Origin of the sequence: Ruegeria sp. HKCCA4008, from assembly GCF_013033125.1 — a bacterium.
In the GTDB taxonomy this organism is placed as follows: Bacteria; Pseudomonadota; Alphaproteobacteria; order Rhodobacterales; family Rhodobacteraceae; genus Ruegeria.
Genome location: NZ_WQDM01000004.1, coordinates 352,236 through 368,508, shown reverse-complemented (window position 1 = coordinate 368,508; position 16,273 = coordinate 352,236). Strand labels below are relative to the sequence as shown.

At 60.1% G+C, this 16,273-nt stretch carries 12 protein-coding genes; 6 read left to right on the top strand and 6 right to left on the bottom strand.

Features of this window, described 5'->3' with window-relative positions:
• Nucleotides 1-70 precede the first annotated feature (70 nt).
• Nucleotides 71-1,339: an MFS transporter gene (locus GOW60_RS12130; protein ID WP_171229468.1), complete on the top strand. Its 1,269-nt coding sequence runs from the start codon at nt 71-73 to the stop codon at nt 1,337-1,339.
• A 48-nt stretch (nt 1,340-1,387) separates the two neighbouring features.
• Here the strand turns inward: GOW60_RS12130 and GOW60_RS12125 are convergent, their stop codons facing one another.
• The 3 genes from GOW60_RS12125 to GOW60_RS12115 are packed head-to-tail and all read right to left on the bottom strand — an operon-like array spanning nt 1,388 to nt 3,829.
• On the bottom strand, nt 1,388-2,305 hold the full coding sequence (locus tag GOW60_RS12125) for a U32 family peptidase (RefSeq protein WP_171229467.1): 918 nt from the start codon (nt 2,303-2,305) through the stop codon (nt 1,388-1,390).
• A gap of 4 nt (nt 2,306-2,309) precedes the next feature.
• Complete coding sequence (locus GOW60_RS12120; RefSeq protein WP_171229498.1) at nt 2,310-3,287, bottom strand: peptidase U32 family protein; 978 nt, start codon at nt 3,285-3,287, stop codon at nt 2,310-2,312.
• Nucleotides 3,287-3,829 (bottom strand): SCP2 domain-containing protein, encoded by a 543-nt coding sequence (locus GOW60_RS12115; RefSeq protein ID WP_371813353.1) that lies wholly within the window; start codon nt 3,827-3,829, stop codon nt 3,287-3,289. Before GOW60_RS12115 ends, GOW60_RS12120 begins: the two co-directional genes overlap by 1 nt.
• A gap of 137 nt (nt 3,830-3,966) precedes the next feature.
• Here GOW60_RS12115 and GOW60_RS12110 point away from each other — a divergent pair, with 137 nt between their 5' ends.
• Both GOW60_RS12110 and GOW60_RS12105 read left to right on the top strand, forming a co-directional pair.
• Entirely contained in the window at nt 3,967-5,475 is a 1,509-nt protein-coding gene (locus tag GOW60_RS12110) for a UbiD family decarboxylase (protein WP_171229497.1), read from the top strand.
• Nucleotides 5,472-6,089 carry a UbiX family flavin prenyltransferase gene (locus GOW60_RS12105; protein ID WP_171229465.1) on the top strand — a complete coding sequence of 206 codons (618 nt, stop codon included), beginning with the start codon at nt 5,472-5,474 and terminating at the stop codon, nt 6,087-6,089. Before GOW60_RS12110 ends, GOW60_RS12105 begins: the two co-directional genes overlap by 4 nt.
• Nucleotides 6,090-6,150: 61 nt before the next feature.
• Here GOW60_RS12105 and GOW60_RS12100 read toward each other — a convergent pair whose 3' ends face one another.
• From GOW60_RS12100 to GOW60_RS12090, 3 genes are all read right to left on the bottom strand, one after another.
• Nucleotides 6,151-8,568, bottom strand: a complete 2,418-nt coding sequence (locus GOW60_RS12100; protein WP_171229464.1) for an FAD-dependent oxidoreductase — start codon at nt 8,566-8,568, stop codon at nt 6,151-6,153.
• 28 nt (nt 8,569-8,596) lie between these two features.
• Complete coding sequence (locus tag GOW60_RS12095) at nt 8,597-9,847, bottom strand: aminotransferase class V-fold PLP-dependent enzyme (protein ID WP_171229463.1); 1,251 nt, start codon at nt 9,845-9,847, stop codon at nt 8,597-8,599.
• Nucleotides 9,848-10,088: 241 nt separating this feature from the next.
• On the bottom strand, nt 10,089-12,563 hold the full coding sequence (locus GOW60_RS12090; RefSeq protein ID WP_171229462.1) for a CoA transferase: 2,475 nt from the start codon (nt 12,561-12,563) through the stop codon (nt 10,089-10,091).
• 640 nt (nt 12,564-13,203) lie between these two features.
• On the opposite strand from GOW60_RS12090, the gene GOW60_RS12085 reads away from it, so the two are divergent.
• From GOW60_RS12085 to GOW60_RS12075, 3 genes are all read left to right on the top strand, one after another.
• Entirely contained in the window at nt 13,204-14,310 is a 1,107-nt protein-coding gene (locus GOW60_RS12085; protein WP_171229461.1) for a saccharopine dehydrogenase family protein, read from the top strand.
• A gap of 18 nt (nt 14,311-14,328) precedes the next feature.
• Entirely contained in the window at nt 14,329-15,825 is a 1,497-nt protein-coding gene (locus tag GOW60_RS12080; RefSeq protein ID WP_171229496.1) for an aldehyde dehydrogenase family protein, read from the top strand.
• Between the two features lie 273 nt (nt 15,826-16,098).
• Nucleotides 16,099-16,251: a hypothetical protein gene (locus tag GOW60_RS12075; RefSeq protein ID WP_171229460.1), complete on the top strand. Its 153-nt coding sequence runs from the start codon at nt 16,099-16,101 to the stop codon at nt 16,249-16,251.
• The last annotated feature ends 22 nt before the right edge of the window (nt 16,252-16,273 follow it).

Genomic DNA, 16,273 nt, shown 5'->3' with positions numbered 1-16,273 from the left:
TTCCATCAAACGACATCCCGATGTCGTAGGAGTTGTATACAGGCTTGCCCCGCATCAGTAGCGGTTCGCTATGATACGCGCGTTAAACGAAAACTGGGCACTGTTTCTGGGGATGTTCATGCTGATGGTTGCCAACGGTCTGTTGGCGACGCTGCTGACGATCCGGGGGGCCAGTCTGGGCTTTAGTGACTTCACGATTTCCGTCATGCAGGCAAGCTATCCTTTAGGCGCGCTTGCGGGGACGGCACTTGCCCCGAGGCTGGTCGAAAATGTCGGGCATATTCGGGCATTTTCGGCCCTCGCCTCGCTGGTTTCGATTGCGGCCATCGTGCATCTGCTGACCAGCGACGCGATCAGCTGGAGCGTGATGCGTCTGTTGGGCGGGTTTTGTTACCCGGGGCTTTACGTCATCACCGAAAGCTGGCTGAACGCGAAATCCGAGAACAACATGCGCGCTCAGGTTCTGTCGCTGTATTTCATTATCCAGCTTGCCGGCCCGGCGCTTGGCACCGCCTTAGTAGGCTTTCCCGACCCTACCGGGAACCTGCTGTTCGGGCTTGTTTCCATCCTGATTTCGCTTTCGATCGTGCCGCTTCTTCTGTCGGGCAACAAGGCGCCGGAGTATGCCGCGCCGGAACGCATGTCGGTTCCTGTGCTTTACAAGGTTTCGCCCATCGCAGTCATCGGAATCGTTCTGGTCAGCATCGGTGTCGCCGCGTCCTATATCTCGTTGCCGCTTTATGCGTTGCAAAACGGCTTTACGACGGCGCAGGCGTCAGGGGCGCTGGTGGCGGCGCTGATCGCCGGTGCGGTGGTGCAATACCCCGTAGGCTGGCTGTCGGATCACACCGACAGACGCTATGTCGTCATCGGGCTGGGTGTCGTTACGACCTTGTCCAGTCTTTGGATGGCCATCGATACGTCGTCGTCTCATATCGTCTATGGTTTTGTACTGATCGCAATCGGGCTGTATCCCGCGTATTCGATCCTGACGGCGCATGCCAATGATCAGCTCAAGCTGTCTCAGATCGTTCCCGCCAGTGGCACGATGGTGCTGCTGCTGAATGTCGGCCTGCTGGTGGGAACCATGCTGGGGCCGAACTCTATCTCATTGTTCGGCGGGCGCGGTCTTCCGTTTCTTCTGGCGGCTATCGGTATTGCGGTCGCCCTTTTCGCATTGATCCGGCGCGTTCAGGTGGCCGCGCCCACCGACACCGGCGATGTGCAGGTCGTGGGGATTATCGGCACCGGGCAACCCGGGGTCTTGCAGGCCGAAACCTGGGTTCAAGAGGAAGAATCCCGGACAAGCCCGGACTCATCCCAAGGGTTCAAAGCATAGGCTGTTTCATTCGTGTCCGGCGCGACGGACGTCGTGCCGATGCCGCGATCAAACCGAGATCGAAGCCGCCTTTGAAGCACCGGACCATTCTGCACCGCAGGACCCCGTCAGAAATCCGTCGCTCAACCGAATATCAGGATCAGCGCCACGCAGGGCGCGCTCCACTTCTCCTTGGGGAAGATCACCGTCGATACGTTTTCGATACAGTTCGCACAGCTGACGGAATCCGCCAGATTGCGGCGACAGACGCAACGCCGAGATGCCAGCCTGTTTCAGAAGGTCGATCTGATGGTCCGTACAGGCATGGCTGTCTGACAGGGTCTGCACACCGTTCATGGCCATAAAAGGCTTGCCGTCGCCGGTCAAAACGTCCAACCCGTCGGGATCGTCTTCGCAGGCAAACTGGCAATTGTCCTTGCTGCGCCCATGCAATCGTGCGTGGTAACAGCGCCCAGAAATAGCCAGCGGCAATCTGCCATGCCCCCATATTTCGATCGCGACACCCAAGTCCGATGCGGCTTGCGCCAACGTTTTGACCGAAGCGATGGGCAGTTCCGGCGGAAGACAAACCCGGCGCGCACCCCGAGATGCCAACCATCTCAAAGTGCCTTCGTTGTAGACATTTACCAACGGGCCAACGGCAAACGTGCAGGTGCCGGGCAAATGCGCCAGCGCGGTCAGATCGTTGATCTCGACCATGACGCCCATTTCTGCAAGCTCAGCCGTCAGTTTGCGCTCGCGTTTCAGGGTCACAAGGGCCAGGCTTGTCAGTGCAACCTCTTTGCCCGCTTCGACCAATCGGGAAATCGCCTCGGGGATACGACCCTGGTAAAACGGCAAGCGCTTGGAACAGACCAGTTCCCCAAGCACGACGCGGTCGACGGGGGATCGGGCCAGATCATCGTAAAACGCAGCCCAGGTTTCGGCGGGCCAGAAGAACTGGTTCGGGCCTACTGTCAGTTCCATCGGATCACCTCCACGTCTTTTTGTAAGCGCCGGTCGTCATGGCCTGCCCTTCGGACAATCGCGCCAGCATTCCTTCAGGCATCGGCTGGCCTGACTCCAACGCATCGACCGCAGCGCGAAAATTCCGAACGACCTGTGCGACATAGGATTTGGACCGTTGGCGCCCTTCGATCTTCAAGGCCGTCACACCTGCCTTTTGCAATTGCGGGATCAGCCGTTCTGCGTTCAGGCTGACGGGATCCTCGAACAGGTGCCCGGTTTTTTCACCTGCGGAAAAACACCCTTTGCACAAAGTCGGATAAGGTGCGGGCTCATCCCGTTCGACCCGGTGGATCAGGTAACCGCCAAGGCGCGCGTTCAACGCGCCCTGTTCTTCTTGATACTGCACATGGCTGGCAGGAGAGCAGACACCGTTCATGTTTGGCGACAACCCGGTGGCATAAGAGGACAGCGAGCATCGCCCCTCGGCCATGACGCAAAGACCACCGAACACAAACACTTCGGTTTCGACGCCGGTTTCAGAGTTGATCGCGGCAATTTCCGGCACGGACAAAACGCGAGGCAAGACCACCCGTTTCACACCGAAGGTTTCGGCATAGAAATTGATCACGTCAGCATTGGCCGCCGCGGCCTGCACGGACAGGTGCCTGCGCAATCCGGGATGGTGTCGCGCGGCGTAGTCCAGCAAGCCCAGATCGGCGAGAATGACAGCATCTGCACCGCAGGTTTCGGCATCCGCCACCGCTTGTTTCCAGATCCCTTCATTGCCCGCCTGCGGGAAAGTATTGATTGCAACCAACACCTTCGATCCGTGATCATGGGCAAAGGAAACTCCGGCCCGCATTTCAGCGCGGTCAAAGTTGAGCCCCGGAAAGTTCCGCGCATTGGTTTCATCATTGAACCCACAATAGACCGTGTGGGCCCCGGCCTTGACAGCTGCACGCAGGGCCGCGGGCGTTCCCGCCGGGCAAACGATTTCCATTACCATAGGATCGCGTCCTCGGGTCGGGTCAGGCACAGGCCGGTCCGACGCTCTGCAAAGGCGATGATCTGCTTCAGCGGGCGTGCAAGCGGGCCGGAAAGGGTTGCGGCCTCGTGCGCGAGGTCCAGCTCTGCGTCGTCAATTGCGTTGCGCAGCGCCAGTGCCGCGGCTGTGTCGCCCTCGATCACCAGATCGCGTGAAAAGAACAGGGCATCCCCGTCAAACGCACCATGCACCAGCCCCAGCAGCGCGGCCAGCGGGCCGGATATTCGCGCAGCCCCAGCCACGCGTCCTCGGCTCAGTCTTATTCTCGGCGTGCCACCATTCGGTTCGAGCAGAAGGACAACCGGCAGATCCGTTGGATCAAGCACAAAGGCTGCCCGGCTGTACTCACCGAGCCGGTTGAGCAGGTCGGGGTGTTTCCTGGTTATTTTGCGGGAAAACGCCGTCAGTGACAGCGACAAAGGTGCAAGCGGAACAAACCGCAGGGCCGCGGCCAAAGCGGCAGGGCAACGCGGTATCGGATTTCGGGGATCGGACAAACAGACCTCCTGCTGTCTCAACAAAGTGAACCGGTGCAGCCTTCCTAAAGCCGCCCCGGCGCCCAGGACTTGACGGTTGTCAATTCGACCGGTCTCTTTCGCTGCTAGAGGGTGGGCACCACCGCCGGAGCAAACCCATTCGCACTCTGCCGCCATATCCCAGCCTTCGACATTTTCTGAAATGGTGTGAAGAAATCGGGCAGTTCAGGCGCATCGCCGAACCGGTTTCCGTGCGCCATCAAATGACCGCTGTCCACCGCGCCGTGTTAGAGGCCAATGGGCCCGTGTTGCAATTCGACACACCGACGGGCGTGCCCTCGGGGCAGTGCGACATACCGGTTGTGGTGAACCTGTTCGGAACTTCGGAACGCGTCGCCGCCGGACTGGGCGTTTCTTCCGATGGGCTGGATGATCTGGGCGCGTTTCTGGCCGCGCTTCGGGCCCCGACACCGCCGGGCGGGTTGCGGGATGCGCTGTCCCGGTGGCCGATGCTGAAGGCCGCATTGTCCACGCGGCCGAAGCAGGTCAAAACCGCCGCTGTTCAGCAGGTTTGCCACTGCAAAGCCGACGTTGATCTTTCTGCGCTGCCGATCCAGACACACTGGCCCCGGGACGCGGGACCCCTGATCACCTGGCCTGTGGTCATCACCCGGCCCCGTGGCAGCGAACCCGACGCAGCACAGACCTACAATGCCGGCGTCTATCGCGTTCAGGTGCTGGACCGGAACCGTCTGATCATGCGCTGGTTGCCACATCGCGGCGGGGCCGCTCATCATCGCAGTTGGGCGCAGCATGGCGAAACGATGCCGGTCGCAATTGTTCTGGGCGCAAACCCCGCGACCCTGTTGTCGGCGGCTCTGCCGCTGCCCGAAATGGTGTCTGAGCTGACATTTGCCGGGGCCCTGAACCAGAACCGGCCGCGGTTGGTTCCGGCCAAATCCGTCCCTCTGCTTGTACCGGCAGATGCCGAGATCGTTTTGGAAGGCTGGGTGTCGCCAAGCGAGACAGCACCCGAAGGGCCGTTTGGGGATCACACCGGGTACTACAATCCCGCCGAGCCGTTTCCGGTGATGCATGTCACGGCCGTGACCCATTGCGAGGCGCCGCTGTATCTGTCGACCTATACCGGACGCCCGCCTGACGAACCTGCCATCATTGGCGAAGTGTTCAATTGCCTGGCTTTGCCGACCATTCGCGCTCAGATCCCCGAAATACACGACCTTTGGCTGCCGCCTGCCGCCTGTTCCTATCGCATCGCCATCGTCGCCATCGACAAGCGATATCCGGGCCAGGCCCGGCGTGTGATGATGGCGCTTTGGGGGATGCTGCCGCAATTCAGCTATACGAAGATGATCGTTGCGGTAGATGCCGATATCGACCCCCGAAACTGGGACGATATCGCCTGGGCACTTGCCACGCGAATGGACCCGGGCCGTGATGTGATGATCCTGGACAGGACACCCATGGATTATCTGGATTTCGCCTCACCCGAACCTGGTCTGGCCGGAAAGCTTGGCATCGACGCCACGACAAAAACAGGCAGTGAAACAGGGCGGGAATGGGGGACGGTCATGCGCACCGAAAAGGTTGATCACGCATTTGCGGAAGACCTGATAGACAGATTGATGCCAGAGGTGAGAACATGACGAAAACCCGAGTAGTCTTAGGCGTGTCAGGCGCTTCCGGTGCGGTTCTGAGCCTTGCGGTCGCACGGCATCTGACATCGGCGGATATCGAAATCGACCTTGTCGTCAGTCCAGCCGCCCGTCTGACGCTTGCGCAGGAATGCGGCCCGGATGCCCTGAAGGAACTGCGGCAGTCGGCAACCCGTCATCACGCGCCCGCCGATATCGGGGCCAGTATTGCGTCCGGTTCGGTACCGGTATCCGGGATGATCGTCGCGCCCTGTTCCATGCGCTCACTGGGTGCGATCGCGCATGGCCTGGACGACAACCTGTTGACACGCGCGGCCGGCGTTCAGCTCAAGGAACGACGCCCACTGGTACTGCTGGCACGAGAAGCGCCGCTGACACTGGCGCATTTGCGCAATATGACGGCGGCCGCAGAAATGGGAGCCATCATCCTGCCCCCCGTGCCTGCCTTCTATTTGAACCCCGTCAACATAACCGAAATCGCGGATCAGATCGCAGCGCGCGCGGTTGATTGTCTGAAGGTTTGCGCACCGGCCGCGAAACAGTGGCATCCCGAAACCGAGGCGGACCCTGTCGAACGGCCCGAAAGCAAATTGCACATCCCATAGCCACAGATCGCGGATGAGATCTGTGGCCACGGGACGAGCTTGATCGGGCGGGCCGGTTGTTTCAGCCGCGCAGCCTGCCGCCCAGAGGATCGAACGGCGCCTCTGCCAGCACCCGAGCCTTATGCGGTTTGCCAATCACCTGGATCACCACTTCATCCCCCGGCTGCGCCACCTCGGGGTTGCGGAAACCCAATGCCAGAGATTTCCCGACTGAATACCCGTACGCCCCCGATGTGACACGGCCGACAGGCACACCATCAGGTGTAAAGATCGGCTCACTGCCGGTGGCGTCGGCATCCTCGGTCACGTCCAGTTCAAAGATGGACAGGACCTCGCGCGGAGCTTTGTCCTTGATGGACAGATAGGCGTCTTTGTGCAGGAAATCCTTGTCCAGCTTGATCAGACCCGTCAGCCCGACCTCTTGCGGCCAGTATTCCTGGGAATATTCCCGCCCCCAGGATCCATAACCCTTTTCGATGCGCAGCGACCCAAGCGCTCGCCCGCCCACGGGGCCGCCACCGCAGTCTTTGGCGGCTTCAAGCAACGCAGAGTAAAGCGCGACCTGATCGGTTTCGGCGCAGTGCAGTTCCCAACCCAGATCGCCGGTAAAGCTGACCCGGATGGCCACGCAATCAACACCTGCAACGGTGATCTTCCGGGACCGCATGAAGCGGAATCCTTCGTTGGAAAGGTCAGCATTGGTCAGGCGCGCCAGAGCCTCGCGAGATTTCGGGCCGGCGAAGTTGAACCCCGCAACGCGGTCCGTTGCGACTTCAAAAGCTGTGCCCTCGGGCAATTCCACCATTTGAAAGAAGCGCTGATGATAGCGTTCGGCCATGCCGGAGCCGATCATCATGTATTCGTCTTCGGCCAGCTTGGTGATGGTAAAGTCACCCGCCACGCCGCCGCGCACCGAGATCAGCGGCGTCAGGCAGCTGCGCCCAATTTCGGTCGGCACGCGATTGGCCACCAGTCGGTCCAACCAGTCATAGGCACCAGGCCCCTTGATCACGTAATTGGCGAAGTTCGAGATATCGATCACGCCCACGCTGTCGCGCAGCATCTGAACCTCGCGCCCGACCGGATCAAACCAGTTCTGGCGGGTGAAGCCAGTGGTCTCTTCGGTGCCGGGTTCATCGGCAAACCAAAGCGGGTGTTCCCAACCACAGTTGAGACCAAAGACACAGCCCATCTGTTTCTGCATCTCGAAGGCAGGGCGCACACGGGCCGGGCGGCCTGCACTGCGTTCTTCATTCGGGAAGTGGATTTTGAACCGATGCGTATATGCGTCTTCGACCCGGGCCTTGGTGAACTTTTTGTCGGCCCAGTCGCCAAAGCGGGCGAGATCCCAGGCGAACATGTCATATTGCGGCTCACCCTCGATCATCCATTGCGCCGCCAGCAGCCCCAGCCCGCCGGATTGCGAGAAACCGGGGATCAGGCCGCCGCAGAGGAAATAGTTCTTCAGCTCGGGCACCGGCCCCCACAGCATGTTGGCATCGGGCGACCAGATCATCGGGCCGTTGATCACCCGTTTTACTCCGGCTGTGGCGGCAACCGGCACACGTTCGGTGGCGCGGATCACGTTTTCCATGATCCGGTCCAGATCGTCGGGGAACAGATCATGCGCAAAGTCAAGCGGCGTGCCGTCTTCGGCCCAGAACTTCATGTCTTTCTCGTAGGCCCCGATCAGCAGGCCGTTGCCCTCTTGTCGGAAGTAATATTCGCCGTCCCGGTCGGCGATTGACGGCAGACGGCGGCCCAGACTGGCCACTTCGTCGATGCTTTCGGTCACGAAATACTGATGTTCGGTCGGTTGCAGCGGCAGGGTCAAGCCTGCCAGCGCCGCCACCTCTCGCCCCCAGAGGCCCGCGGCGTTGACCACCCATTGGGCGTGAATGTCACCCTTGGGCGTACGAACGATCCAACTGCCATCGGGTTGCTGTTCCGTGGCGATCACCGGGCAGAACCGTTCGATGGTGGCCCCCATCGCACGGGCCCCGGCGGCATAGGCATGCGGCACGCCGGACGGGTCCACATTGCCGCCATCAGGTTCGTACATGATGCAGCGGATGTCCTCGAACTGCGCCAGCGGGTGCAGCTCTTTGGCCTCTTCCCGGCTGACCTCGTGGAAATTCAGCCCATAAAACCGGGCCTTCGCCTCTTGCAGGCGCAACTGTTGCTCGCGCTCTTCGGTCTGGGCCAGATAGAGCGATCCGGGCTGGAACACCCCGCAGCTTTGGCCGGTTTCCTTCTCCAGCTCTTTGTACAGGTTCATCGTATAGTGCTGGATGCGGGTGATGTTGTTGTTGTCATGCAGACCGTGGATGTTGGCCGCCGCGTGCCAGGTCGACCCGCTGGTCAACTCGTCGCGTTCCAGCAGTATCGAGTCCGTCCAGCCGAGTTTGGCAAGGTGATACAGGATCGACGTACCGGCAAGGCCGCCGCCGATGACAACAGCTTGTGCATGGGTTTTCATGAGGGAATGTCCTTGGATATGGCGCGGCTCAGGCGGCGATTTCTTTCATGACGGCAAGGAATTTGGCGACTTCGCCGATCGAGTTGTAGTGACACATTGAGACCCGTACACAGGCATCATAGCCAAGCGGTGTCAGGATATTGCCGGAATAGTGGTCCGCCTTGCGCAGATGCGTGCGGATACCGTGTTCGTTCAGCCGTTTGACGACCTCGGACGAGGCCACGCCTTCGACACGCAGCGATACCAGACCTTCTCGTGCCGGATTGTCGGCCCCGCCCAGAATGGTGACTTTTTCCATCTCGGCCAGGCCGCTCAGGTTGCCGGTGCCGTGGATCATCGCATCGGTCAGCGCCTTTTCCTGCGCATGGATCGCATCACCCGCCGCCAGAAACTTACCGCGCCGGTCTTCGGCATCGCTGACCTGACTGCCCAGCCATTCGAAATAGGATACGACGTCGGACATCGTGGCATAAGCTCCGGTGTCGCGCGTGCCCATTTCCCAGTTGTCCGCGGGACCATCCAGCAAGGCGTTGTGCTCCAGCGCGGTCAAGCGATCAGAGATCCACGCCACGCCGTAGCCATGACGCGAAAACACCTTGTAGGGCGAAATCACATAACCATCGACGTCATAAGCGGTCAGATCGATCCGGCCATGCGCTGCGTGCTGAATGCCATCGACGATGATGAAACAATCCGGAGCCACGGCGCGGATGGTCTGAGAGACGGCAGCGACGTCAACGCCCATTCCCGTCACCGGCGAGGTATGCAGGATCGTCGCCACTTTGGTATCCGGTGTCACGGCCGCGGCATAGGCTTCGGCCGAGACGGTACCGGTGGCGTCATCATGGGGCACCAAAACGTAGGTTTGCCCGGAAATGCGGGCCCAACGATCACAGGCCGATCGCGTCGCCGGGTGTTCCAATGTGGATCCCAGCACAACGCCCGGACCCGTTCCCAGACAGGCATTCATGATCAGCCGGAACAACAGCTCTGTACCGCTTTCACCGACAAAGAACTGCCCGCCGGGTGCGTTCATGAAATCCCGCATATCCGCCTTGGCCGCGTTGATCGTGGCGACCAGCGCATGGGACCCCGGATTGTCGCGCCCCTGGTTGTCCGGGATGGCGGCGTAACGAACCGAACTTTCCAACACTGAATTCAATGTCAGTGCGCCTCCGGCATTCTCGAAAAAGATCCGCTCACCCTGTTCGGGGCAATGATCGATCTGGGCAAAGCGGCTGCGGATTTGGTTCAGCAGGCTCTCTGATATTTGGCTCATGGTCAGTGGTTCTTGTTTCGTTGTGTATGCAAAGCTGTGCATTGCCGACCCTAGGACGGTTCTTGCCGCAAGACATGCAAAAAAAACTGTGGCAAAGCGGTAGAATATTCTGTGCAAGTCGCGCGGGTGTCAGCCCAAAGCTTATCACGACGGATGCCACCCGTCGCCAGGCCCGGGACCCCGTGCCTGCGGCGGCGGATGGCGTATCTTCTTGATTTCCGAACCGTCTGTGGCTGGTCGACTACTCGGGCAGGTACTTTACTGACCAGCTTTCGGCGGCCGATCCAGCAAAGATCATCGCGTCGATATCCTCATCTGCATAACCGACGTTTCGCAGAATGCTGCGTGTATCCGCGCCGTATTTCGGCATCGGTCCGGGAATGACGATCCGGGCGCGTTCGGGTCGCACGGCATTTGGGGCAACCAGATCGCACCACCGGCCCCTAGGAGGCATGTCATGCCGAATGACGCTGAACGTTCCCCGCATCAGGTCGATATTCCCGGCACTTTCCGGCTGCAACACGGCGTCGCGCGTGTCATGCAACGATCCCAGAGGCATGACGGTGCTGGAAGAACCGGAAAACGCCTTTTGCCAGTATTCAACAGGTTGCCTTGCAAAATGATCCGCAAGCGCATCCGGCAATTCCTTCTCCGGTATATCGGCCACGCTGGCGAGGTCCGAGACACGGCGCAGGGCTTCGCGTTGTTCGGCGGGTGCGGCAAAGAACATCCACCCGTCCGCCGCGCGGTAACAATGGTAGAATGGTCCCCAGCCCATAGCTGCGCGCCCGGCTGGTTCGTCAAAGGGCGCGCGGCCTTCGAAATCATACATCAACTGCGCCTGAATGAGGTTGCCGGCCGCCGCCAACGCAGCCCGCGCAATCCCGCCTTTGCCGGTTTTCTGCAATCTCAGCAGGGCCGCACCAAGCGCAACACATGCGCAGTAGCCGGTCAGAACGTCAATCGTACCGAAATGCACATGCTCTTCGGGCGTGGCCATGCCACCGCCAAAACGCACCATGACCCCTGTCGCGGCCTGCGCCAGGTCGTCATACCCCAGATGGTCCGATTTGGGTCCGCGCGCAGGACCGCCAAAGGCATCGAGTTGCACCAGTATGAGGTGGGGGTTGATCGCCGCCAGCTCTTCCGCGCTCAACCCCAGGGCATCGCGCTGCTCATCCGTGCCGTTCATGGTGATGGTATCCGAGGAGTCGATGAGCCGTCGCAACGCCCGCTTCCCGTCATCCGAGCTCAGGTTCAGCAAAACGCTTTGTTTTCCACAGTGTGCGTGCAAGCCGAAAACCACGGTGCTCCACGGATCGACTGATGGCTCGGCCGGCTGAACGGAAGTCACCTGAGCGCCAAATCGCGCCAGCGTGGACCCGATCGTCGGACCGGCGATCACGTTGGTCAGGTCCAGCACCTTCAGCCCCTCCAGCCAGCCCTGGCCGCTCGCGGCTGGCGGTCCGCTGCGCGGCGGTTCGGCAAGGATCGCTGAAACGGGCGCGTCATCGGGATCGGGGCCCGGTTTTTTGACCAGCGCAGCGCCATCATCCGCAAGCCACGCAACATTTCCCATCTGCTTCATGTTCCCATGACGCGGGTCTTCGACCTCCAACACCAGACCCGAGGCCAAAGCGTGCGGATCGGCCAGCCATTCCTTGCTGAACCGTTGCGCCGTTCCGGGCGCCTTGGCAGACCCGAAAAGGGCTTCCCACTCATGAGAGGGCCTTGTCAGAAACGCCTTTTTCATCGCCTCGGATATACGCGCGCGATCCCTTGCTCCGACGGGGTAGTTGCGCAGCGACCATTCATCCGGCCAGTCTGCGGTATCGAGATAGGCGTCGAAGTCCGGCAATTGATCGGCAAGGTTTTTGAGGCCAAGCGTCTCCAACACCCGCCGGGGATGTGTTTTCACACTGCCCGCCACCACATAGAACCCGCGCCCGTCGGCGCAGGTATAAGTTCGATAGAAAGGGTCCAGGAACTCTTCCAGTTCCGCAAAGCTCAGATCCGTTGGCAAGCCTTCGGCTGCGCGCCTGTCAAGTTCCACTTCGCGAGGGGACTTGTAGCGTTCGGGATAGTCCTCAATCTGCTCACAGTTATACACCAACCCTTCCAGCAAAGCCGAAGCCACAGGCACCTCGATGTGATCGCCTCCGTTTCGGTCACGTGCAGCCAAAGCGAACTGCACGGCCATCGCGCCGAATGAAGCGCCATAGGCGGATGCCAGCGTCAAAGGTGAAAAGGATGGGTTGATGCCCATCAGGCGCCGGTTCAGCCCCATATCCGTGAATTGCCCGGTACGGGCCGCGATCACGGCTTCCCACGCCGGAAGATCGGCCAGCGCGGGATCATTTGAGGCAAACCCCGGCAATGACAACGACACGATGCGCGGATTTATGTCGCGCAGAGCTTTCGGACCGAGGCCCAGCCTCTCCATCACGCCGGGCCGGAAGTTCTCGATCACCACGTCAGCCCGTGCCACCAGTTCGCGTGTGACCTTCAAACCCGCGTCCGATTTGAGGTCGATCGTCACGGCGGTTTTGCCGCGTGACAGCATGTCTGTGGCCGGTTCCTTCAATCGCGGGCCACCGGGCGGGTCGATGCGGATCACCTCTGCCCCCAAATCAGCAAGCATCATGCCAACCAGTGGCCCAGCCAGGTATTGGCCAAAATCGAGGACACGAATATGATCGAGCGGGCTTGCAGTCATTCGTTGTGACCCTCCCGGGGTGTTTGGTGTGTTTGGTGCGAAGCGGCGTGCAGGCAAGAGGTCACAACGCCCTTCCCGGAACAGGCTGAGTTTTCAGGCTTGGGACATAACGCGATCAATGCAACACCTGCCCTTGTTCAACACGCGACATGGCGGCCACGACCGAGCTTCACAGCCTTCTCCGGCGACCGCTGCGCGTACCATGCGGCCGAGCAATGCCAAGAAGTTGTTCGATTTGACCAAGCCATGTCGCAAACGAGAAATATCGCTCAAAATTCCGCGTGTGACGCATAGTTGGAAGCGCACCGAGGCCCGGATGGAAGCGGATCAGTCGCCTTGCAAGATCACCGGACCGTTGCGCCCGGAAGTCAGAACACAAGCTCTTGGAATCGCTCAAGAACGTGGCGCTTCCCAAGTGTCCGGCGCCACAAGACAAAAGGTCACGACGCAATCGGCCAAGGGCCACGTTGGCACGTGGCAGGACCTGTCGCGACACATGGGCGGCAATTGCGAATCCGATAAAATATCTCTTCTTCCGACAATATGACGACCACCAACATCAATTCGTCAAATTGGCACCTATGAATTGTCGTGGATGCGCGTCACGCTTGGAACAGGATGGGAAACAGCGGAGATCTTTATGTCCTGGAATGTGTGCGTTGTCGGCGCTGGAAAGATCGGACAGATGATTGCAACCCTGTTGAAAGGGTCGCCGAATTACTCTGTGACGGTCGCTGATCACGATCTAAAAGCGCTTGGTGATATCTCGAAGATGGGCATTGGAACCAGACAGATCGATGCCAATGACGCGGACGGGCTGGCCCGGGAACTGACCGGTTTCGACGCAGTCATCTCGGCGGCGCCGTTCTTCTTGACCCCTTCGATCGCCAAAGCGTCCAAAGCGGCGGGCGCGCATTATTTCGACCTGACCGAAGATGTTGCGGCCACGAATGCGGTACGTGAACTGGCCGGGGACAGCGCAACTGCGTTTATGCCGCAATGCGGTCTGGCGCCAGGTTTTGTCGGCATCGCCGGAGCTTCGCTGGCGGCGGAGTTTGACGAGGTTGACAGCCTGCACATGCGGGTGGGGGCATTGCCGCTTTATCCGACCAACGCGCTGAAATACAACCTGACCTGGTCCACCGACGGGTTGATCAACGAATATTGCAATCCATGCGATGCCATCGTGAACGGCAGGCTGGTCAAGACCGCGCCGTTGGAGAACTACGAGATTCTGGGCCATGACGGCGTGGAATACGAATGCTTCAATACTTCGGGCGGTCTGGGCACGTTGCCGGAAACGCTGGAAGGCAAGGCGCGGGATGTGTCCTATCGCTCGATCCGCTATCCGGGTCATTGCGATATCCTGAAGCTGCTTTTGAACGATCTGGGACTGGAACGCCGCCGCGACCTGCTGAAAGAGATATTCGAGGCCGCCCTGCCCCGCACCGATCAGGACGTGGTGCTGGTATATTGCACAGCAAAAGGCGTCATTGATGGCGTGCTGCGCGAAAAGTCCCTGATCAACAAATCCTTTGCCCGCACCATCAATGGACAGGTCTGGAGCGCCATTCAGGTCACGACCGCCGCAGGCGTGCTGGGGGTGGTCGATCTGATGCGGATCGGAGCGCTGCCCTCGAAAGGCTTTGTCCGGCAGGAACAGGTCAAGCTGGACGATTTCCTCAACACTGAGTTTGGCCAGCTGTATCGCGCTGGCGACGTCACCGAACAGAACAAGGCGGCCTGAGATATGAAAGACATCGTAATGACAGCCCAAACCACGCTTGCAAACCTGGATCTGACCGAGGCCCAACTCAAAGGCGGCACGCTCAGGGTCACGTCGCCGATTGACGGAAGCCTGCTGGCCGAAGTGCACGAGACGCCGATCTCGGACATGGACGCCATCTTTTCCCGTGCAAAGGCCGCGTTCAGGGAATGGCGCGTGGTGCCCGCCCCGCGCCGGGGTGAACTGATCCGCCTGTTGGGTGAAGAGCTGCGCGCGGCCAAGGATGATCTGGGTGCTCTGGTCAGTTGGGAAGCAGGCAAGATCACCTCGGAAGGTCTGGGCGAAGTGCAGGAGATGATCGACATCTGTGACTTTGCTGTCGGCCTCTCGCGTCAGCTTTATGGTCTGACCATCGCGTCCGAACGTCCAGGCCACCGGATGATGGAAACCTGGCATCCTGCTGGCCCGGTTGGTGTGATTTCCGCGTTCAATTTCCCTGTCGCGGTTTGGTCATGGAATGCTGCTCTGGCCCTCGTATGCGGTGATCCGGTGATCTGGAAACCGTCCGAAAAAACCCCGCTGACGGCGCTGGCCTGTCAAAAGATTTTCGAATGCGCCCTGGCCCGATTTGGCGATGCGCCGGACGGTCTGCTGCAAACGCTTATCGGTGGCGCCGATCTGGGAGAAAGACTGGTGGCCAGTGAAGATGTTCCGGTGATCTCGGCCACGGGATCGACCCGCATGGGCCGCGCTGTTGCCCCCATCGTCGCACAGCGCTTTGGCAAGTGCATTCTGGAACTGGGTGGCAACAACGCAATGATCGTCGGCCCGTCGGCTGATTTGGAGATGGCCGTGCGCGCGATTGTCTTTTCGGCAGTTGGCACCGCCGGTCAACGCTGCACCACGCTGCGTCGCCTGATCGTGCACAACTCGATCCGCGAAGAACTGGTGAGCCGTCTGAAAAAGGCCTATTCGGGTCTGCCCATCGGCAATCCTCTGACAGAGGGCACGTTGGTTGGGCCGCTTGTGGACGAAGCGGCGGGCGCGGCGATGACCGCCGCCTTGAAAGCGGCCGAAGCGGAAGGCGGTTCGGTGTTCGGCGGCAACCGCGTTACCGAAGGCGTTCCGGCAGGCGTATACATGGAACCTGCGATTGTCGAAATGCCGGGTCAGACCGCGACCGTGAAAACCGAAACCTTTGCGCCGATCCTATACGTCATGGGCTATGACGATTTCGACGACGCGGTAGAGCTTCAGAATGACGTACCGCAAGGCCTTTCATCCTGCGTGTTTACCCTGAACATGCGCGAGGCCGAGCAGTTCCTGTCCGCAGCCGGATCCGATTGCGGTATTGCCAACGTCAATATCGGGCCTTCAGGGGCAGAGATCGGCGGCGCCTTTGGCGGAGAGAAGGAAACCGGCGGCGGGCGCGAAAGCGGTTCGGACGCGTGGAAAGCCTATATGCGCCGACAGACCAACACCGTGAATTACTCGGCCGAGCTTCCACTGGCCCAAGGTGTCAAGTTCGACATCTGAGTGTCGCTGGATAGTTGTCGGGCAAAAGCTTGAAAGGCCCGCAAATACACCACCCGGGGCGCCCAGTCCCGGGTGTTTGTTTTTACCTATATGTAAAAGCAATGTTCAGGCTGCGGGTTTCGATGTAGACGCTGCGGTGGTCATTTCGATGCAGACGGGTTGTCGTGACTGTCGCAAGAGCGGCGGCAACGCGCGTATCGTTTCCATGATAGCCATCCGACGCGTTTCGGCAGGAGGCCATCCCTGACGTAGAGCAACCTCATAGATCGGGGAATGTCCCTGTTCGATGCGCGTGCGCCATTCACCTCAAACGTGACCGATGTGCTAGAACCGTATCGCAATGGGCGCCTGAAGGCGGAAATGGACGGCGATCTGGTGGTTCTTGACGAAAACCTTGCTGTACGGCATGTGATGGCCGGGGGGTAGCAGCATGTCCGCTAAAGCCCGA